General features: G+C 72.1%; 18 protein-coding genes. 10 read left to right on the top strand and 8 right to left on the bottom strand.

Annotated features, from left to right (window positions below):
- On the bottom strand, positions 1-1,064 hold a 1,064-nt coding region (locus ABD944_RS32930; protein WP_345183378.1), incomplete at its 3' end, for a serine/threonine-protein kinase.
- Between the two features lie 289 nt (positions 1,065-1,353).
- Here ABD944_RS32930 and ABD944_RS32935 point away from each other — a divergent pair.
- Entirely contained in the window at positions 1,354-2,421 is a 1,068-nt protein-coding gene (locus tag ABD944_RS32935; protein WP_345183380.1) for a glycerophosphodiester phosphodiesterase family protein, read from the top strand.
- On the opposite strand, the gene ABD944_RS32940 is transcribed toward ABD944_RS32935, so the two are convergent.
- Positions 2,409-2,897 (bottom strand): DUF2231 domain-containing protein, encoded by a 489-nt coding sequence (locus ABD944_RS32940; RefSeq protein ID WP_345183382.1) that lies wholly within the window; start codon positions 2,895-2,897, stop codon positions 2,409-2,411. The genes ABD944_RS32935 and ABD944_RS32940 overlap by 13 nt on opposite strands.
- A 580-nt stretch (positions 2,898-3,477) precedes the next feature.
- Here ABD944_RS32940 and ABD944_RS32945 point away from each other — a divergent pair.
- The 5 genes from ABD944_RS32945 to ABD944_RS32965 all read left to right on the top strand — a co-directional run bounded on the left by ABD944_RS32945 (position 3,478) and on the right by ABD944_RS32965 (position 10,201).
- A complete protein-coding gene (locus ABD944_RS32945; protein WP_345183385.1) occupies positions 3,478-3,849 on the top strand; it encodes a DurN family substrate-assisted peptide maturase in 372 nt (123 codons plus the stop codon).
- Positions 3,850-3,873: 24 nt separating this feature from the next.
- A complete protein-coding gene (locus ABD944_RS32950; protein WP_185028960.1) occupies positions 3,874-4,113 on the top strand; it encodes a cinnamycin family lantibiotic in 240 nt (79 codons plus the stop codon).
- A 107-nt stretch (positions 4,114-4,220) separates the two neighbouring features.
- Complete coding sequence (locus ABD944_RS32955; protein WP_345183392.1) at positions 4,221-7,415, top strand: type 2 lanthipeptide synthetase LanM family protein; 3,195 nt, start codon at positions 4,221-4,223, stop codon at positions 7,413-7,415.
- Between the two features lie 15 nt (positions 7,416-7,430).
- Positions 7,431-8,366 carry a Nif11-like leader peptide family natural product precursor gene (locus tag ABD944_RS32960; RefSeq protein WP_345183394.1) on the top strand — a complete coding sequence of 312 codons (936 nt, stop codon included), beginning with the start codon at positions 7,431-7,433 and terminating at the stop codon, positions 8,364-8,366.
- Positions 8,363-10,201: an ATP-binding cassette domain-containing protein gene (locus ABD944_RS32965; RefSeq protein WP_345183397.1), complete on the top strand. Its 1,839-nt coding sequence runs from the start codon at positions 8,363-8,365 to the stop codon at positions 10,199-10,201. The genes ABD944_RS32960 and ABD944_RS32965 overlap by 4 nt, the downstream gene beginning before the upstream one ends.
- Positions 10,202-10,300: 99 nt before the next feature.
- On the opposite strand, the gene ABD944_RS32970 is transcribed toward ABD944_RS32965, so the two are convergent.
- From ABD944_RS32970 to ABD944_RS32985, 4 genes are all read right to left on the bottom strand, one after another.
- Positions 10,301-10,522: a DUF397 domain-containing protein gene (locus ABD944_RS32970; protein WP_345183399.1), complete on the bottom strand. Its 222-nt coding sequence runs from the start codon at positions 10,520-10,522 to the stop codon at positions 10,301-10,303.
- Positions 10,523-10,708: 186 nt separating this feature from the next.
- Entirely contained in the window at positions 10,709-11,809 is a 1,101-nt protein-coding gene (locus ABD944_RS32975) for a hypothetical protein (RefSeq protein WP_345183402.1), read from the bottom strand.
- Positions 11,810-12,419: 610 nt separating this feature from the next.
- Positions 12,420-12,803: a MerR family transcriptional regulator gene (locus ABD944_RS32980; protein WP_345183405.1), complete on the bottom strand. Its 384-nt coding sequence runs from the start codon at positions 12,801-12,803 to the stop codon at positions 12,420-12,422.
- Between the two features lie 652 nt (positions 12,804-13,455).
- Positions 13,456-13,743: a hypothetical protein gene (locus ABD944_RS32985; RefSeq protein ID WP_345183408.1), complete on the bottom strand. Its 288-nt coding sequence runs from the start codon at positions 13,741-13,743 to the stop codon at positions 13,456-13,458.
- A gap of 458 nt (positions 13,744-14,201) precedes the next feature.
- On the opposite strand from ABD944_RS32985, the gene ABD944_RS32990 reads away from it, so the two are divergent.
- Together ABD944_RS32990 and ABD944_RS32995 are read left to right on the top strand one after the other, a co-directional pair.
- Complete coding sequence (locus ABD944_RS32990; RefSeq protein WP_345183411.1) at positions 14,202-14,573, top strand: STAS domain-containing protein; 372 nt, start codon at positions 14,202-14,204, stop codon at positions 14,571-14,573.
- A 44-nt stretch (positions 14,574-14,617) separates the two neighbouring features.
- Entirely contained in the window at positions 14,618-15,211 is a 594-nt protein-coding gene (locus ABD944_RS32995; RefSeq protein ID WP_345183413.1) for a GAF domain-containing protein, read from the top strand.
- A 124-nt stretch (positions 15,212-15,335) separates the two neighbouring features.
- Here the strand turns inward: ABD944_RS32995 and ABD944_RS33000 are convergent, their stop codons facing one another.
- The gene (locus tag ABD944_RS33000) at positions 15,336-15,563 is read right to left on the bottom strand and encodes a hypothetical protein (RefSeq protein ID WP_345183416.1); all 228 of its coding nucleotides are present in this window, start codon (positions 15,561-15,563) and stop codon (positions 15,336-15,338) included.
- A gap of 267 nt (positions 15,564-15,830) precedes the next feature.
- Between ABD944_RS33000 and ABD944_RS33005 the strand changes: the two genes are divergently transcribed.
- Both ABD944_RS33005 and ABD944_RS33010 read left to right on the top strand, forming a co-directional pair.
- The gene (locus tag ABD944_RS33005) at positions 15,831-16,034 is read left to right on the top strand and encodes a cold-shock protein (RefSeq protein ID WP_024936225.1); all 204 of its coding nucleotides are present in this window, start codon (positions 15,831-15,833) and stop codon (positions 16,032-16,034) included.
- Positions 16,035-16,249: 215 nt separating this feature from the next.
- The gene (locus ABD944_RS33010) at positions 16,250-17,680 is read left to right on the top strand and encodes a DEAD/DEAH box helicase (RefSeq protein ID WP_345183418.1); all 1,431 of its coding nucleotides are present in this window, start codon (positions 16,250-16,252) and stop codon (positions 17,678-17,680) included.
- Between the two features lie 10 nt (positions 17,681-17,690).
- On the opposite strand, the gene ABD944_RS33015 is transcribed toward ABD944_RS33010, so the two are convergent.
- Complete coding sequence (locus ABD944_RS33015) at positions 17,691-18,113, bottom strand: DUF6010 family protein (protein ID WP_345183421.1); 423 nt, start codon at positions 18,111-18,113, stop codon at positions 17,691-17,693.
- Positions 18,114-18,199: the final 86 nt, after the last annotated feature.

Below are 18,199 nucleotides of genomic sequence, written 5' to 3' on the forward strand. Positions count from 1 at the left end.
GGCGGCGGCGTCGAAGGCGCCGCGGGCGGCGGCGGCATGGGCCCCGGCTGCGCCGGAACCAGCGGCGGCGGGGCGGGCTCGTAGACCCGGGTCCGGGGCTGCACGCCCCGCGGCGGGGACGGCGGGATCCAGGGCGGGGGCAGCGCGTCGGCCTGCCAGTTCCGGGTCAGCGCGGCGTCGACCGCGGCCTGGGCCGCGCTGGGCGAGGCCGCCCCGGGCGACGCGCCGGAGACCAGTTCGAGCAGCAGCTCCTGCGCCTCCGGACGGCGCGCCGGGTCGGGGTTCAGGGCCCGCTCGACGAGCGTCCGCAGCGGCTCGGCCAGGCCGGTCAGGTCGTGCTCGCCGTTCTCGGCGCGGGCCGCCATCGTCATGACCGTGCCCGTGCCGTGCGGGTGGCGTCCGGTCCCGGCGAAGGCCACCAGGCAGCCCCACGCGAAGACGTCGGCGGCCGTGGACACCTCGCCGAGCATCACCTGCTCGGGCGCCATCCACCCCGGCGTGCCGACGACGAACCCCGCCAGCGTGTGCCCGGAGGGCGCGTCGGCGGCCTTGGCGATACCGAAGTCGATCACCCGCGGACCCGACACCGACAGGATCACGTTGGGCGGCTTGAGGTCACGGTGGATCAGCCCGGCGGCGTGGATCGCGGTCAGCGCCGCGGCCACCCCCACCGCGACGCCGTTCAGGGTGCCGTCCGGCAGCGCCCCTCCGGTCTCCATGTAGGCGTCCAGCGGGGTGCCGTCCACGTACTCGGTGACCAGGTAGGGCCGCCCGGCCTCCTCACCGTGGTCCAGCACCTTCGCCGTGCAGAACGAGGCCACCCGGCGGGCGTTGCGCACCTCGTCGCGGAACCGGGCCCGGAATCCCTCGTCGGCCGCCAGCTCCGCGCGGATCACCTTGATCGCGACGTGTCGCCCGCCGCCGTCCCGGGCCAGGTAGACGGCGCCCATGCCGCCCTCCCCCAGCCGTCCGACCACCTCGTACTCCCCGATGGCCGGCGGGTCGCCGGGCCGGAGCGGCTCGCCACCGCTGGGCAGTCGCGTCCGCCTCGGCTGCTCCTGCACAGGGCGCACCTTTCTGGGTACTGACGATCACGTCTCGGGCAAAAGGCAAACCTATCCAAATCGCAGAGGTGGGCTTCGCGGTTTCGCTGAGCGACGCCCCTACGGCACGCCGAGCGGATTCCTTCCGGCCGGGGCGTCCGGTCGGGCGGGCGACGCGTTCGGCATGGAGGGTGATCCGGCTCGTGTCCTTCGCGAGTTCATGAGGCCATCACGCCACGTCAACCACGGGTGCCGGGCCCCGGTCTAGCGTCGCGGGAGTTGATCGGAGCACGACGGAGCGGAGGTCTCGATGTCCGTGCGCCTTGTCCTGACGAGCCTGGCCCTCGCGTCCGCGGTCGCCGCGCCGGCGCCCGCCCGCGCGGCGACCGCCGGAGGCCCCGGGGTACTTCCTCAGAAGACCCAGTTCGATCTACAGGCCCACCGTGGCGGCCTCGGCATGACGACGGAGGAGTCGCTGGAAGGGTTCGGCAAGGCGATGCGCCTGGGGGTCAGCACCCTGGAGCTCGACACCCACGTCACGAAGGACCAGAAGGTCGTCGTCAACCACGACCGGCAGATCAGCGCCCAGAAATGCCGCGACACCGGTCCGGTCGCCCCCGGCGACCCGATGTACCCCTACGTCGGCAAGTACATCAAGGATCTGACACTGGCCCAGATAAGGACGATGGACTGCGGATACCGGCAGTTGCCCGGCTTCCCCGAGCAGGAGGTCGTCCACGGCTTCCGGATGGTCGAGCTCAAGGACGTGCTGGACCTGGTCAAGCGCTACCGCGCCAAGCAGGTCAAGCTCAACATCGAGACCAAGGTCGAGGCGGGGGCGCCCGACCAGACCGCGCCGCGCGAGTTGTTCGTCCGCCGGGTCTTCGAGGAGATCCGCGCGTCAGGGATCGAGCGGCAGGTCACCATCCAGTCCTTCGACTGGGGCGCGTTGGAGCGCATGCACCGGCTCGCGCCGAGATGGCCGCTGGTGGCGCTGACGAACTACGACTTCCTCCAGGTCGGCCGGCCCGGCGCCTCTCCCTGGCTGGGCGGCCTCGACGTCGACGACTACGGGGGCGACTTCGTGAGGGCCGCCGCCGCCGTCAGGGGGGTCACCGCCCTGTCGCCCAACTACGGGTTCCCGCAGAACGGCCAGGTCGGCGACCCCGGGTTCCGCTTCTACCCCGACCGCGCGATGGTGTCGCGGGCCCACGCCCGGGGCCTGAAGGTCATCCCGTGGACCTGCGACGACCCCGCCACCGTCGAGGCCCTGATGGACATGGGCGTGGACGGCGTCATCACCGACTACCCCGACCGCGTACGCCGGATCATGGCCGAGCGCGGCATGCGGCTGCCCAAGGCGTATCAGTCGCCCTGACCCTTGCCCACATCGCTCCAGACGGCCTTCGCGCCGCTGTGCCCGATCCGGACCACCTGCACGCCCGAGACGACCGCCGCGCCGACCGCGATGACCACGGCCACAAGGGTCACCGCCTTGGTCCAGTTCGGCGGTCGTTCCGTCTTCCGCCGGACGTGGAAACCGATGGCGACGATGACGGCGAGCGCCACCCAGAGCGTGGCCACCAGCGGCAGCAGGGTGTCTCCCAGTTCCGCGTGCTCTTCCACCAGGGAAGAGCGGGGGACTTGCTCCTCCAGGTGTTCGCCGCTGTCGGTGGCCAGGGGGATCGTTATCAGGGCGATGGTGGCCAGGCCGAGAACCCAGGGAGCCCCCGGTCGCCGCGCCTTGGGCCAAAGCGTCACCGCCAGGGCGGCCACCACGGTCAGCGGAACCAGAAAGACCACAAGATGGACGATGAGCGGGTGGACGGGCAGGCCCCAGATGGTGTCCGGCACGGTCAGCCTTTCGGGTAACTGTTGATCGGCCGACCGTATCCGAGGGGTGGTCGCACCACTACCTTCACCGGATCTTTCAGAAGGTTTTCATAGGGACCGTTCCAGGCATTTTCGGAAGCTCGGGATATCGGCCGGGACGAACGGGGTTTTCTTCCTCGAAAGCGAGGATGCACACCGGATCCGAGCAACTTCGGCGCGCACCATTCGGGCGATGCGCCGCCCGCCGTCCGGGGGCGCGGCCCGGCGGCGGAGGGTCGCCGCGAGACTCCCCCGGCGGGCCGAGGCCGGGAAGTGGAAGGGTCTCCCCGGGGAACTGAAACCTGACCGCGGCGGTCAGGTGAAGTACTCGCATAGCGGGCTGGAAGCCTCTAAACGGCCGTCGAATTGGCCCGTTCTCCCGGTATCGGCGGATCGGCGCGGCCGACTTTCTCGCCATTGACCTGTCCCGCACCCCCTTGTTATGGTCACTCTGCGTAAAGGAATGCGCACGCAGAGTTTTCCTGATGTCCGTCCCGCGGGCCGCTCGAATGGCACCGAAGAATTGCGCGTCCGGCGGCCGAGAACGCAAGGAGGGTGAGCCGTGAGGTCTGGCCCGAAGCCGCCCAGCGACCTGACGAAGCACAAGGGCATCGAGACCGTCCGCCAGATCCAGTTCCTGATGGTCCTGTGCTCGGTGCTGCCCCCGGACGGAAAGGCGCGCGAGATGCTCAGGCTCGCGCTCGACGTCCGCAACGAGGAGTTCCCGGACGGTGTCGAGCCGATCCGCGACCTCCACCCGCAGGCCACCAAGACCTGGCTCGAGTTCTTCTGGACTCGGGTCGGCATTTCCCCCGAGGAAAGGGAGTTGATCGACTGGCAGAACGACAAGCCGAGCATGGACATCGCCGTCGAGGAGTTCCAGGAGGCCGAGCGCCGACTCGGCATCAGGCTGGCGCCTCGAACGGTCGAGTGAACAGCAACGAACCAGGAGGAAGAAATGTCACCCAGCACGATTCTGCGGCACGCCGCCGCCGACGCCGACATCCGCACGGAACTGCTCGCCGGAGCGGGACGGTTCGGGGTGCCCGCCGCCGCCGTCCCCGCCGCCGTCGCGCAGCCGGACACCGCCTCGCTGGGCTACTGGACCGAGGGCGTCGCCGCCGTCGACGCCTACGCCTGCGCGTCCACGTGCAGCTCGGGGCCGTTCACCTTCGCGTGCGACGGAAGCACCAAGTAACGCCTCGGCGTTAGCGCCCGGCCGTAGCGCCGGGCTCGCGGAAGCACCGATGGGCCGAAGCCATCGGCCCATCACCCCGAACTTTCCCAGGCGAGGAGCCCGCCCGAGTGAAGCCGACCTTTCCCGTGGACCTCGCGGCCCGGGCCGCGAACCTGTCCGAGCGGATCCGGATCGTGTCCGCCCTCGGCCCGCCGTCCGGCGCGGAGCCGCTGGAGGCCTTCGACGCCTGGAGGATCGACCGGCTGGCCGCCAAGCTGGCCGCCAAGTTCGGCGCGGAGACCAGCCCGCGACCGGAGCGCCACACCGAGGAGTCGCTGCGCGAGAACCTGCGGGCCTACCGCGCGCACGAACTCGGTCTCGCCGACCCCGGGAGCCCGCTGGGCCGGATGCTGGCCGACCTGCACCAGGGCTGGCTGCCCGTCTACCGGGAGACGCTGGAGGGGTTCGACCCCGGCGACGAGGCGTTCGCGGCGGCGGACTGGCGCGCGGACGACGTCTACCACGGCCGGCTCGCGACCGCCTGCGAGCCCTTCCTGGTGGAGCTCGGCCACCGCCTGACCCGGGCGATCGACGCCGGCGCGTCCGCGGTCCGCGTCGACTCCCGGCTGGTGACCGACTTCCAGGGTTACCTGCTCGACCGGTTCGAGCTGGCGCTGGCCTGGGCGGTGGAGACCGACGCGAAGGTGCACTGCCGGCTGCACGGGATCGACCCGGCGGCCGCCACCCGCGACGACTACCTCGCCTACCTCGACAAGACGTTCGCCGACGCCGCCGCCTACCACCGCTTCTACCTGGAGTTCCCCCTGCTGGGCCGCTGGCTCGCCCAGACGACCGGGCAGCTCGCCGAGCACGGCGCCCAGATGATCGGCAGGCTTCGCGACGGCGCCGCCGAGCTGTCCGAGGCGTTCTTCGGGCGGCCCGTCGCGGCCGTGCGCACCGCGCGGCTCGGCCGCTCCGACCACCACGCCGGGGGCCGCAGCGTCGCGATCGTCGAGGTCGAGCTCGCGGACGGCGCGCACGAGTCCGTGGTCTACAAGCCCCGCGGCCTTGAGGGCGAGGCCGGGTTCCAGGGGCTGCTGGCGCGGCTGCGCGACGACGGCGTCCTCGACTACGCCGAGCGGGCCGTGCTCCCCAAGGACGGCTACGGCTTCGAGGCGCTGATCCCGCCGGGGCGCAACCGGGTCGCCACCCGTGAGGAGGCCGAGCGCGTCTACGCCGAACTCGGCGGCTACCTGGCGATCTTCTACGTGTTGGGCGGCGGCGACCTGCACTTCGAGAACGTCCTCGTCGCGGACGGCCACGCCTTCATCTGCGACTGCGAGACGGTGCTCGGGGCGCTGCCCAAGGGGTGGCCGCGCCCGTCCGGGACCCTGATGGACTCGGTCTTCAGGACCGGCCTGATCGAGTGGCCGAGGAGCGGCGCGGCGCCCGAGGGCGAGATGCGGATCAGCGGGTACACCGGCGGCGGCGGTTACGAGATGCCGATGCCGGTGCCGCAGGTCGACCGCGCCGTGTCGTTCGCCTCGTCCGTCAGCTACCGCGAAGGGGTGCGGGTCGACCCGGGGGCCTCGAACCGGATCTTCGTCGGGGACGAGCTGACGCACGCCGAGGACTTCGTCGACGCCATCGGGTCCGGGTTCGACCAGGTCTACGAGTGGTTCCGGCGGCGGCCCGACGAGGCGACCGACTGCGTCCGCGAGCTGTTCTCCGGCTCGGGCGTGCGCTTCGTCAACTGGAGCACCCAGGTCTACTCGCAGCTGCTCGCGGCCGCCCTGCACCCCCGCTGCCTGCTGGAGCCGCTGGAGGCCGACCTGCTGATCGAGACCGTGCGCACCTTCCCGCGCAAGTGGGACCAGGACGCGGCCCTCCCCGACTGGGAGGTCGCGTCGATGTGGCGCCGGGACGTCCCGCTGTTCAGCGTCGAGGCGGGGAGCACCGGGCTCGTCCACGACCACGCGTCCGCGGTCGGCGCGGACCTGGAGACGAGCCCGCTCGACCACGCCGCTTCGCGGATCAGAGGCCTGTCGACGCGGAACCGCGCCCAGCAGCGCCAGTACATCGCCGCCGGGCTGTCCGGCGGCGACGTCACCAGCGCCGACTTCGCCGAGACGTGCGTCGGGCGCGCGGCCGCGCTCGGGGAGCAGCTCTGCGCGATGCTCCGCGAGCCGGGCGCCCCCGCCCCCTGGACGTCCTTCGTGATCACTCCCGACGGGCGGGACGAGGTCGACATCGAGGGCGACCTCTACAACGGCTCGGGCGGCATCGCGCTGTTCCTCGCCTACCTCGACGCCCTCGACCCGCGGCCCGAGTTCCGCGCGGCGGCGCGGCGGGCGCTCGACCACGCCGTCGCCGCCTGGGAGCGGCGGCGCATCGGGGCCTTCACCGGCCTCGGCGGCATGATCTACGTCCTCACGCACCTGTACCGCCTGTGGGGCGAGCGCCCCCTGCTCGACCACGCCCTCGAACTCAGCGACGAGCTGGCCGGGCGCATCGACGGGGACCACCACCTGGACGTCTTCCACGGCGCGGCCGGGCTCATCCCGGTGCTGATCGGCCTGGCCGGCGTGGCGGACGGGCGGGGCCTGGAGCAGGCGCACCACTGCGCCGCGCATCTGCTGCGCCGCGCGGAGGCCGAGGGCGACACCCTGTCCTGGCCCGGCTCCGACCTCGGCGCCGCCGGGGCCAACCTGACCGGGCTGTCCCACGGCGCCGGCGGTGTCGGCTGGGCGCTGATCACGTTGGGCCGGCTCACGGACCGGGCCGAGTACGTCTCGGCGGGGCGGCGCGCCTTCGCCTACGAGGCGCTCCACTTCGACCAGAGCGCGCAGGACTGGTACGACCTGCGCGAGTTCCCCGGCGGAATGCTCTGGGAGGGACGCCACTACGCCAACGCCTGGTGCAACGGCGCGGCGGGCATCGGGCTGAGCCGCATCCAGAGCTGGGCGGCGCTCGGCAAGGACGACGACGCGGTGCTCACCGAGGCGAGGAGCGCGCTCACGGCGACGATGCGCAACTTCCCCCGCCTCATGAACGACTCGCTGTGCCATGGCCGGTCCGGCAACGCCGAGCTGTTCCTGCGGTTCGCCCTGCTGGCGGACGAGCCCGCGTTCCGCCTGGAGGCCAACGTCCAGGTGCAGGCGCAGTGGCGCAACCTGGAGGACGCCCCGCCCGCGTCCGCCACCGGGTTCTTCCCCGGGCTGATGCTCGGCATGTCCGGGTTCGGAATGCACTTCCTGCGGCTGGCCCATCCGGAGCGGGTCCCCTCGGCGCTCCTGCTGGACCCCCCGCCCGCGTCGATCTGAGGAGTGAACTGACCTATGTCCGTCGAATCCTGCGCGGCGTTCCTGCGGTTCGCCGTCCACGACACCGGGATCAGGCAGCAGATGAAGGCCATGACCGCGGTCGCGGAGATGGTCCGCCTCGGCCGGGCGCACGGCTACCTGTTCGACGCCCGGGACCTCGCGGCGGCGTCGTCCTCGCCGGACTTCTCCGAGGCCGCGCCCGAGGCGGCGTCCGAGAAGACGGCCGGCCCGAAGCCCGGCGCGGCCGCATCGGAGGCGGCGCCCGCCACGGCGGCGCCCACCACGGAAGCGACCGCGTTCTACCACTACGAGTACGACATGGCCGACCTTCCCGGGTTCGACGCCGTGCTCGACGTGCTGCCCGCGCTGAAGATCAAGCCGTCCACGGTCGACCTCGCGGAGTTCGACGCCGAGTTCAGCGCGGACGACCTGCGCTCCACCTCCCTGGCCCCGAACAGCCCGGAGTACCGGCGGTGGCGCGCCGCGCTGGACACCCGGCGCCGGCGCGACTTCCACCTCGTCAACCTGGACTCCCACACCGACCACGCGGACTACGAGGACTACTACGCGGCCAAGATCCGGCTGGTGGACGCGCTGGAGAAGGTCTTCGGCGGCGAGGTCAGGCTGTCCGGCAACCTGTGGTACCCGCCGTCCAGCTACCGGCTGTGGCACACCAACGAGGACCAGCCGGGGTGGCGCATGTACCTGATCGACTTCGACGAGCCCTTCCCCGACGCCGAGCACACCTCGTTCTTCCGCTACCAGCACCCGGAGACCGCCGAGCTGGTCACCCTGCGGGAACGTCCCCGGCTGGCGCGGTTCTTCAAGGTGGAGCAGGACCCGGAGCGCCTGTTCTGGCACTGCATCGTCAACCCGACGCCCCGGCACCGGTGGAGCTTCGGCTGCCACGTCCCCGACACCTGGCTCGACGCCATCGCGGGCCGGTCGTGACGGCGCGTCCCGCCACCGCCGCGCCCGGCGCGGCCGCACCCGCCGCGGCGACGCCCGCGATCCGGGCGGTCGGGCTGCGCAAGCGGTACCCCGGCGTCGAGGCGGTGGCCGGGCTCGACCTGACGATCCCTCCCGGCGAGAGCTTCGGCTTCCTCGGACCCAACGGGGCGGGCAAGACCACCACGATCGCGATGCTGTGCACGCTGGCGGTGCCCACGTCCGGCCGGATCGAGATCGCCGGCCACGACACGCGGACGGACGCCGCCGCGGCGCGCCGCCGGATCGGGCTGATCTTCCAGGAGTCGACCCTGGACGTCCAGCTGACCGCGGCCGAGAACCTGCGGTTCCACGCCGACCTGTACAACGTCCCGCCCGGGCAGGTGGCGGCGCGCATCGAGGAAACGCTCGCCCTGGTCGGGCTGACCGACTGCCGCGACCGCGCCGTGCACACCTTCTCCGGCGGCATGCGCCGCCGCCTGGAGATCGCCCGCGCGCTGCTGCACCGCCCGCAGATCCTCTTCCTGGACGAGCCGACGATCGGGCTGGACCCGAACGCCCGCGCCCAGGTCTGGCGCCACCTGCGGCACGTGTGCGAGACCGAGTCCGTCACCCTCTTCCTGACGACCCACCACCTCGAAGAGGCCGAGCAGTGCGACCGCATCGCGATCATCGACGCGGGCCGGATCGTCGCGCAGGGCAGCCCCGCCGAGCTGAAGTCGGTGCTGGGCGCCGACCGGGTGCAACTGCGCACCGGCGACGACGCGGCCGCGGCGGCGCTGATCGCCGAGCGCCTCGGCCTGGACGTGACCCGCGACCGCCACGGGCTGCGCCTCCAGGTCCCCGACGGCGCCCGGGTGCTGCCGCGGCTGCTCACCGAGCTCGACGTCCCCGTGTACGAGGCGCGGGTCACCCCGCCCAGCCTGGACGACGTCTTCCTGCACCACACCGGGCACCGGATCCGCGACGAGGCCCCGCCGGAGCCGTCCGCCCGCCCGATGCGGGTCCAGTCGGCGGCCGAGCCGGGCAGGGGCGGGCTCCGCGCCGAGCTGCGCGCCCTGGGGATGGTGTGGCGGCGCGAGATGCTGCACTTCCGGCGCGACCGCGTCGGAGCCGCCCTCTCCCTGGTCCAGCCGCTGATCTTCCTGTTCGTCCTCGGCACCGGCCTGTCGAACCTGATGCCCGGCCCGAGCGGCGACGCCTACCAGCTCTTCCTCTTCTCGGGCGCGCTGGTGACGGCCGCGCAGGGGCCCGCGCTCGCCACCGGCACCTCGATCATGTGGGACCGGCAGGGCGGCTTCCTGCGCGAGATGCTCGCGGGCCCGGTCAGCCGCGCGTCGCTCCTGGTCGGCAAGTGCCTGGGAGGGACCACGGTGGCCACCTGCCAGGCCGCCATCCTCCTGGCCGCCGCCGCCCCGGTCGGCGTCCCCCTCGACGGCGCCCTGATCGCCCTCCTGCTGGGCGAACTGGTCCTGGTCTCGCTGGCCATGACCGTCCTGAGCGTCCTGCTGTCCACCATCCTCCGCCGACCGCAGACCTTCGGGACCGTCCTGACCGTGATCATGGCCCCGATGGTGTTCCTGTCCGGCGCGTTCTTCCCGCTGAGCGCGATGCCCGTCTGGATGAAGGGCCTGGCGCTGGCGAACCCGCTCACCTACGCCGTCGACGTGATGCGCCGCACCATCACCGCCTACCTGCCGGACGCCCCGCACCACCTGTTCCGCCCCCTGGCCCTGGGCTCCTGGCATCCGCCGCTCGTCCTCGAATGCGCCCTGATGGCCGCCCTGACGACCGCGGCCCTCCTCCACGCCGCCCACCGCTTCACCCGCCTCCCCTGACCTCCCTTTCCGGCGGGCGAGCCGCGGTGCGCGCTTCGCCCGACGGCTTTCCACCGGGGCCGGGCGTAGGGACCCGGTGGAAAGCCGAGTGGTGTCGTTCTAGGGAATGTCGTGCCGGCCTTGCTTGATCTGCTCGGCCAGAAGCCGCCACCGGGCAGAGGTGATGGCGATGTGCGGGCCGGACGGGTCCTTGCTGTCGCGGATCCCGACCGTGTGGCCGATCGAGTCCAGACGCGCGGTCTCGACGCAGTCGGTGCCGCCCAACGAGCGGCTGCTCTTACGCCAGACCGGCGGTGGAGCGAAGTGTCCGACGGTGGTCATTGGTTCGCGGAGTCGCGGGATTAGGGTGGGCATGAAGAGAACCTGCCTTTCTGGCATGCGGTGGGTTTCTCGATGAAAAGGAGCCGTCGCCTCGGTGCGACGAGGCGGCGATCCGGGCGGGGCCTTCTCGCTGCGCTTGTGGGCGCGAGAAGGCTCCCGTCTATCTCGGGACTGGCGAACGGCCGGTCATGCCTCGTCCGCGGAGGAGGCGCCGCCCGGCCGGATCGCCAGCCGGGCGTGGGCCTTGAGCCATTGGTCGATCTCGGCGTCGGTGCCTCCGGCCCCGGCGATGTAGGCGCGGACCAGGTCGTGACGCGGCAGCTTCCCGTTCTTGCCGATGGTGCAGAAGCTGGCGAACGCGTAGGGCCGCGGCACCGCCGGATGCCGGGCGCAGACCTTGGCCATCTCGCGGTAGGGCCGCTCGCCCTTGAGCAGGCGGAACTTCCGCATCAACGCCACGAACCCGCCGGGGTCACCGGCCGTCCACGGGTCGACCTCTATCTCTGCGTGATCGGCCTTCGCGGTTCCCGCCGAAGAAACGGGGGCCTGCGCCGCCGGGGTCGCCGCCTCGGTCGCGTCCTGGCATTCGACGTCCGCGCCGCCTGCGGTCGTGCCTCCGGCGGCGGCGATGCACCCCGGCACGTCCGGACCGCATCGCACCGACGACCCGGCACTCGCGCCTGCGGAGCCCGTGCTCCCGGTACCTGTGCTCTCTGCGTCGGGCGCCGCGTCCTGCGCTGGTGTGGGAACGGATGTCTTGGCGGGGGCCGGTCCGTTCGGCACCGCTTCGGCCGGGGTGTCCGGCCGGGGGTTCTCCTCCGGCCAGGCCCACGGTGGCGGGCCGGCCGGTTCGGTGCGGGAGGAACGGGGCCGGCGAGGAGGCTGGACGGGGGCCCAGTCGTCCAGCGGATCGACCAGGGGCGCGGCCTTGGCCGGCGGGATCGTGTGCGGATCGGCGGTCTGGACCTGGTTGAACAGCTCCTGGGCGACCGCGATGTCGGCCTGGAAGGCACCGCACGCCGTCAGGACGGCCTCCAGCGCCGACCACGTGATGCCGGTGAGGTCACCGGCGACGATCTGGCGGAGCTTGGCGGAGGTGACGCCTCGCGCCGCCGCCTTGCCGGCGACCGTCTGCCTGCTGCCCCGCCCCTCGAAGAGGGGAGCGTGGTAGACGCAGCAGATCAGAGCGTGCAGCCGGGTGTGGGCGTCCGCGCCGGGATGGGTCTCCGCCAGGAACGCCTCGACATCGCGAGGGCTCTTGCCCGGCGCCCGTAGCAAGCGGCTCATGAGCAGGTCGGGTGTGAACCGGCGCGTCTGTCATCGACCTCCCGCCGGCCTTGCCCCTGCTGGATTCCGCGGGGCCCGTGCCGAACTCGCGAGCGTTGGCTGGATGAGCTCCATTACACATCCTTGTCTTCGTCGGTGGCCGAGCGTGATTTCCGAAGAGCGGGCCGGTGGCGCCGACATCCGGTTCACCACGGGCATTGATCCGCCTCGGTATCGGGAGCATAGACCGCGCGACCGACAAGCAGCACATCTCACCCGCATCTCAACTCGGACGAAGTGGTGCATGTCGGAACGCCTACACCAAACTAAACATCACACCCGAATGACCTGCGAAAACAAACAAGTTCGCACGCGTTCAGATTTGTTCAATCGTGTCAGGTGACGCATACCGGGTGACGAATCTGAAGTACGTCGAGATAGCGAATTTGTGCATCACAAATTGCGAATGCCAATGCATGGGCATACGGACGATCCGGGGCGGGCCGGAGGGGAAGCCCTCCGACCGGCACACCTCCGGAACAGGGCGCATCTCGCGCATGCGTCCGGTCTGCGTCACGTCGCGGCGAGAGCGCCTGCGATCACGCCCCGCGGCTCGGGCGGTCGTCCGTCCCTAGGCCGGCGGGCGCGGCGTCCCGCCCTCGGGCCGGCCCTCCCGCAGCCGGGCGTTGATGCGCTGGGCCTCGGCGAGCTGGTCTTCGAGGATGATGATGCGGCAGGCCGCCTCCAGGGGGGTGCCCTGGTCGATCAGGTCGCGGGCGCGCTGCGCCAGGCGCAGCTGGTAGCGGGAGTAGCGGCGGTGCCCGCCGGACGAGCGCTGCGGGACGATCAACCGGGCGGTGTCGAGACTGCGGAGGAACGCCGGGGTCACGCCCAGCATCTCGGCGGCGCGGCCCATGCTGTAGGCGGGGTAGTCCTCGTCGTCGAACTTGTCCTCAAGCGCCGCGGAGTCGTCGGGCCGGTCGGGGCCGCCGGGCTGGTCGCCGGTCTGAGTCATGTGGAGTGCTTTCACAAAACCTTCCGTACTGCCGGGAAATCGGAAGGCGGCGACGGCAAGGGGCCCCGACGCCAGACTGCGGCGCCGGGGCCCAGAGGTACAACACCATCTACCGGCCTTGCTGAGCCGGTCTTCCGCGTCGGCCGCACAAGAGGCGGGGACGCGGGGATCGCGTATGCGTGACCGTAGACCACCGTCCAATCCGGGGAACTGCGGTACCCGCGCGGCGTGACTGGAGCCTGCTGCGGGCGATCCCGATGGCGCCGATCCCTCCTTTCCTCGACATCACTACCTGTACTGCGTGTTCGGGTACTTCGTTGTGTTGCGGTACTTCGTTGTGTTGCGGTACTTCCTTGTGTTGCGGTACTGCGTTCTTGCTGTTCACCACTACAGCCGGCGGCTCGTCCGCCACCGGTCCGACCGGCTGCCGAGGCCCCTTCCACTGCGCTGGCCCCGGCACGCCCGGCCGGTGTCATCCATCCGTACCGGCAGTTCGTCCTCTGCCGCTTCTCATGGACCCGTCTCTCTTCGATGGAAGGAACACTACCCGGTCCCGGCTCGAAAATCTACATCGGCTGCTACAGAGTTTCGTAGATCACATTCCTGGTTTCTCTCCACCGGCCGATGGCATCCGGACGGGTCCGCGCCGGGGCTACAGGCTCTCGCTCGTCCAGCGCCACGCGCCGTTCTCGTGCCGCGCGCGGACCAGTTGCGTACCGCTGGCGTCCGCGAGTTCGGCGATCAGCCGGATCAACTGGCGGTGGAAGTCCGCGGGCGGGCGGGTGCCGCCCGGCGAGCCTTCCAGGAGCGTCACGCTGACCTTCGCCTCGTCGCGGAGCTGCGCGGTCAGCCGGCCCGTCCTGTCCATGCGCATGATCACGATCGCGTCGGCACGGATCAGGTCGTCACCCTCGGCGGCGGAGATCCACACTTCGCTCATGTGCGTCCCCTGCCCGGATCGAGGGCCTCGTACGCCCTGTGTCCCGTGCCCGCACGCCCTGTCTCCCCTGCCGCGCGTTCCGCGCGCTCGTCCAGGCGGGCGGGTGCGGCTCACCGGCGTCGGCGCTGGTCAGCGCGGCGCCGTTCGCTTGTGCCGCCCCAAGGGCCGTCCGGCGAGGCGGCCGGGCGGCGGACTCCGGCGGGCTCGGGCCGGAAGGCGTAGACTCTGGTTGAGCCAGAGGTTCCCGATGCGGGCGGCCAAGCCGGCGTCCCCCTGGTTCCGACGATCGGTCTCCCCGAGGCCAGACAGGCCGGCGCGCATGACGCCGCTCCACCGTCCCTCTCGAACACGGACGCCCGTTTCCGGCGCCGGATCCGCCGCCCGGCCGGGCCGCGGAGCGGCGACCGCGGGTCTCTGAGCGGTCCCGGCCACACGCACACTCCTGATCGGAGCCCCAGATGGATACCGCAGGCACCGCCTTCCCTGAGGCCGGGCTGCGCCGCGAGACGCTCGCGGAACACACCGTCATCACCATCACCGGCGACCTCGACGTCTCCTCCGCGCCGTCCCTGCGCGAGCCCCTGGAGATCGCACTGCGCGACGCGGGACCCCACGTGGTCATCGACCTGTCCGAGGTGACGTTCTGCGACGCCGCCGGGCTGGCTCTGCTCACCGGCGCCCGCCGCCTCACGGAACCGGGGGGCGTCGCGCTCGTCCTCGCCGCGCCCCGCCCGCACATGGCCAGGCTCCTGCGGGTCAGCGGCCTGGCCCGGGTCTTCGCCGTCCGCCCCACCGTCGACGCCGCGCGCCTTCGATCGGCCGCGGCCTGAACGCGCGGCCAGGCCCGGGCGTAGCGGGCGGACGGGAGGACGACATGACGGGCGACCCGGGATCGATCGGGTGGGGCGCCGCCGGCACCGCACCCAGCGAGACGGACCGCCGGCGCCTCGCGGCCACGTTCGAGCTGATGAGCGCGGTGGTCCTGGACGGAACCGGCGTGCCGGGCATGCTGGCCCTCGTGGCGGCGCAGGCCCGGGAACTGGCGCGCGTGCCGCTGGCGTTCGTCGCCCTTCCGGGCGAGGACGGCAACACGCTGCGGGTCGAGGTCGCGGACGGACCCGGCGGCGAACGGATCCGCGGGTTGACGGTGCGGCGGGGCCGGTCGATGCTCGGCCGGGCGTTCACGTCCCGCCGGGCCGTGTCCGCGCGGATCGCCGCCGATCAGACGCTCACCGGCCTTCCGGCCGGCCCCATCCTGATCCTGCCGCTGGAGACGGGGGAGGCCACGCGGGGAGTGCTCGCCGTCCTCGGACGGGTCGGCGCGGAGCCCTTCAGCCCGGCGACCGCGCGCCAGATGCTCCTGTTCTCCGACATGGCCGCCCGGCTGATCGAGGTGGCGGGGGCGCGCCTCCCGGGCGCCCCGCCGGGAGTCACCGAGCCGCCCCTGCAACCGCGGTCGTCCGGCTGAGTCCGACGCGGCGGCGGCGCCTTCGCCGCCTGGGGAACGGCCTCCGCAGGCCTGTCCGGGCCCGGCCGACGGCGCCCGTCCCGTGGTTTCGGGCCCTGGCGCGCCGGGGGCTCCGGCGGTCTTCCTAGAGCCGGAAAAGCTTCGTGAACGGGGAGAGGATCTTTACTTTCCGCGTCCCGAAGTCGACCAGAACGGCGTTGCCCGGCTCGACCTCCAGGACGCGCCCGAGCCCGTACTTGTCGTGCGTGACCTGGTCGTCGAGGGTGAACTCCTTGGCCGGCGGGGCGGCGGGCGGAGGCGCGAAGGGGCTGGTGGGCAGGTGTCGCCGTCTGGCGGGACCGGTGGGTTTCATTACCTCATTATGCGCGTACCGGGCGGTTCCCTGAAGCCTTCTCGCAGACCAGGCTGGTAAATTATCGCGCCGGACACCGCCTCGATCGGCCGCCCGAAATCGTGTGGTACAGTAGATGGCAGTTGCGGTTCCCATAGACATGTGCGTGCGCCTGTTGGAAGTGACCTCAGGCGCACTTTTGTTTTTTCTGGATCTTCCGGATGGGCCATCGCGGCGTCCTCGCCCGCACACGGTGTGCGGACGGGGCACACCCTGAAGGAGACGACCATGGCCACCGGCACCGTCAAGTGGTTCAACGCGGAAAAGGGCTTCGGCTTCATCGAGCAGGACGGCGGCGGCGCCGACGTCTTCGCCCACTACTCCAACATCGCGGCCCAGGGCTTCCGTGAGCTCCAGGAGGGCCAGAAGGTGTCCTTCGACATCACGCAGGGCCAGAAGGGCCTGCAGGCGGAGAACATCGTCCCCGCCTGATAGCGGTATCGGCGGTGCGCGGCCCCGAGGGTCGCGCACCGCTCTGCGTCGGGCCCCTGGTCCGCGCCCTCTCTCTCCCGGCCCGCGGCGGAACCCCCCGCTGGGCCGCACCCGGTTCGTTCTTGAGAATCCTCCCCCCGGGCTCGCGTCGAGTCCGGGGTCTTGCATGACGGAGCACTTCCCTGACACGCACCGCTCCCAAGGAAGGCTTCACCATGCCCCGCACCCCTCGATCGAGCGCCCGAGGCTCCCGGTCTCGTCCCGCCCGCCGTCCGGCGGACGGGCAGCGAAGGCCCGCATCCGAGCCCGCGCCCGCCTCCGCCCCCGCCGCCAAGTCCACGCCCCCGGCCCCCGCCGTGGCGTCGTTCGCCGAGCTGGCGCTGCCCGCCCCGATCCAGGAGACGCTGGTCCGCCAGGGCGTGACCGCGCCGTTCCCCATCCAGGCCGCGGCCCTCCCGAACGCCCTCGCCGGACGCGACGTCCTCGGCCGGGGACGCACCGGCTCGGGCAAGACGCTCACGTTCGGCCTCGCGCTGCTGGCCCGCACCGCCGGCCTCCGCGCCCAGCCCCGCCGTCCCCTCGCCCTGGTCCTGGTCCCCACCCGGGAGCTCGCCCAGCAGGTCACCGCCGCGCTCGAACCGTACGCGGACGCCGTGGACCTGCGGACGACCACCGTGGTCGGAGGCCTGCCGATCGCGCGGCAGGCGAACGCGCTCGCGCGGGGCGCCGACGTCCTGATCGCCACCCCCGGGCGCCTCGCCGACCTGATCGAGCGCGGCGACTGCCGGCTCGACGCCGTGCGGACCACCGTGCTGGACGAGGCCGACCAGATGACCGACCTCGGCTTCCTGCCGCAGGTCACCCGGCTCATGGAGCAGACTCCGCAGGACGGGCAGCGGATGCTGTTCTCCGCCACGCTCGACGGCGGCGTCGACCGGCTCGTCCGCCGGTTCCTCAGCGACCCGGTCACCCACTCGGTCGACCCTCCGGCCGGAGCGGTCACCGCCATGGAGCACCACCTGCTGCACGTCGCCGACGAGGACAAGCACGAGACGACCGTGCACATCGCGGCCCGCGAGAGCCGCGTCATCATGTTCGTCGGCAAGAAGCACCAGGCGGACCGCCTCGTCCGCAAGCTGACCGCCCGCGGGATCAGCGCCGCGGCGATGCACGGCGGGAAGACGCAGTCGCAGCGCAACCGCGCGCTGAACGGCTTCCACAGCAAGGACGTCACCGTGCTGGTCGCCACCAACGTCGCCGCCCGCGGCATCCACATCGACGAGCTCGATCTCGTCGTCAACGTCGATCCGCCCGCCGACCACAAGGACTACCTCCACCGCGGCGGCCGCACCGCCCGCGCCGGGAACGCGGGGACCGTGGTCACCCTCGTCCTGCCCGAGCAGCGCCGCGAGATGGACGCCATGATGGCCAAGGCGGGCATCACCCCCCGCGTCTCCCGCGTCCGCCCCGGCGACGCCGACCTGGCCCGCATCACCGGCGCCCGCCCGCCGGCCCGCGCCGCCGCCGCTCCGAACGCCGCCCCGCCCCGCAAGCCGCGTCCCGCCGCCGGCTCCCAGCGCGGGAACTCCCACACGGCCGCCCCCTCTCGCAGGCCGCGACGGCGCACGTCCTCGCTCAACAGCTGACCCGGGGCGCTCAGGCCTCGCCGGCCGTCGTCCGCCGCCACAGCCGGCGGACGGACGGCGCGATGAGGGACGGCCCGCCCGCCAAGCACCAGAGGGCGATGACCGGGTCGCAGATGGCGCAGCCGAGCGAGGATCCGTGCGCGAACGGGACGATCGGGTTGCCCTTCACGTGGTGCACCACGTCCCAGGCCGTGTGGAGCAGCCATCCGACGCCGATGAACGTCCACGATTCGAGCCCGCGGTAGGCGCAGTAGGTCACGGCGGCGGTGAAGAGGAACTCCCAGCCGCCGAGACCGCCGCCGCTGAGGTAGGCGGCGCCCGCTCCGGCGACCATGACCGCGTTGAACCGGCGCCGGTGCGGCTCCCTGATCAACGACATCCCGGCGGCGTAGGCGGCGCCGATCAGGATCGGCGCCAGGACGGTCATCAGCATCGGCTCTCCTCGGTGGGCCCGGTCATGCGGGACCGAAGCTAACCGTCCGCGATCACACCGCCCAGTGGCGGAAATGCCACCTCCCA

This window comes from Actinomadura verrucosospora (assembly GCF_039540335.1).
GTDB classification, from domain to species: Bacteria; Actinomycetota; Actinomycetes; order Streptosporangiales; family Streptosporangiaceae; genus Spirillospora; species Spirillospora verrucosospora.

Excerpts from the sequence above, each read along its gene's own strand:
- ABD944_RS32935 (WP_345183380.1), top strand. The coding sequence starts at position 1,354 with ATGTCCGTGCGCCTTGTCCTGACGAGCCTGGCCCTCGCGTCCGCGGTC.
- ABD944_RS32950 (WP_185028960.1), top strand. The coding sequence starts at position 3,874 with ATGTCACCCAGCACGATTCTGCGGCACGCCGCCGCCGACGCCGACATC.
- ABD944_RS32960 (WP_345183394.1), top strand. The coding sequence starts at position 7,431 with ATGTCCGTCGAATCCTGCGCGGCGTTCCTGCGGTTCGCCGTCCACGAC.
- ABD944_RS32970 (WP_345183399.1), bottom strand. The coding sequence starts at position 10,522 with ATGACCACCGTCGGACACTTCGCTCCACCGCCGGTCTGGCGTAAGAGC.
- ABD944_RS32975 (WP_345183402.1), bottom strand. The coding sequence starts at position 11,809 with ATGAGCCGCTTGCTACGGGCGCCGGGCAAGAGCCCTCGCGATGTCGAG.
- ABD944_RS32980 (WP_345183405.1), bottom strand. The coding sequence starts at position 12,803 with ATGACTCAGACCGGCGACCAGCCCGGCGGCCCCGACCGGCCCGACGAC.
- ABD944_RS32985 (WP_345183408.1), bottom strand. The coding sequence starts at position 13,743 with ATGAGCGAAGTGTGGATCTCCGCCGCCGAGGGTGACGACCTGATCCGT.
- ABD944_RS32990 (WP_345183411.1), top strand. The coding sequence starts at position 14,202 with ATGGATACCGCAGGCACCGCCTTCCCTGAGGCCGGGCTGCGCCGCGAG.
- ABD944_RS32995 (WP_345183413.1), top strand. The coding sequence starts at position 14,618 with ATGACGGGCGACCCGGGATCGATCGGGTGGGGCGCCGCCGGCACCGCA.
- ABD944_RS33000 (WP_345183416.1), bottom strand. The coding sequence starts at position 15,563 with ATGAAACCCACCGGTCCCGCCAGACGGCGACACCTGCCCACCAGCCCC.
- ABD944_RS33005 (WP_024936225.1), top strand. The coding sequence starts at position 15,831 with ATGGCCACCGGCACCGTCAAGTGGTTCAACGCGGAAAAGGGCTTCGGC.
- ABD944_RS33010 (WP_345183418.1), top strand. The coding sequence starts at position 16,250 with ATGCCCCGCACCCCTCGATCGAGCGCCCGAGGCTCCCGGTCTCGTCCC.
- ABD944_RS33015 (WP_345183421.1), bottom strand. The coding sequence starts at position 18,113 with ATGCTGATGACCGTCCTGGCGCCGATCCTGATCGGCGCCGCCTACGCC.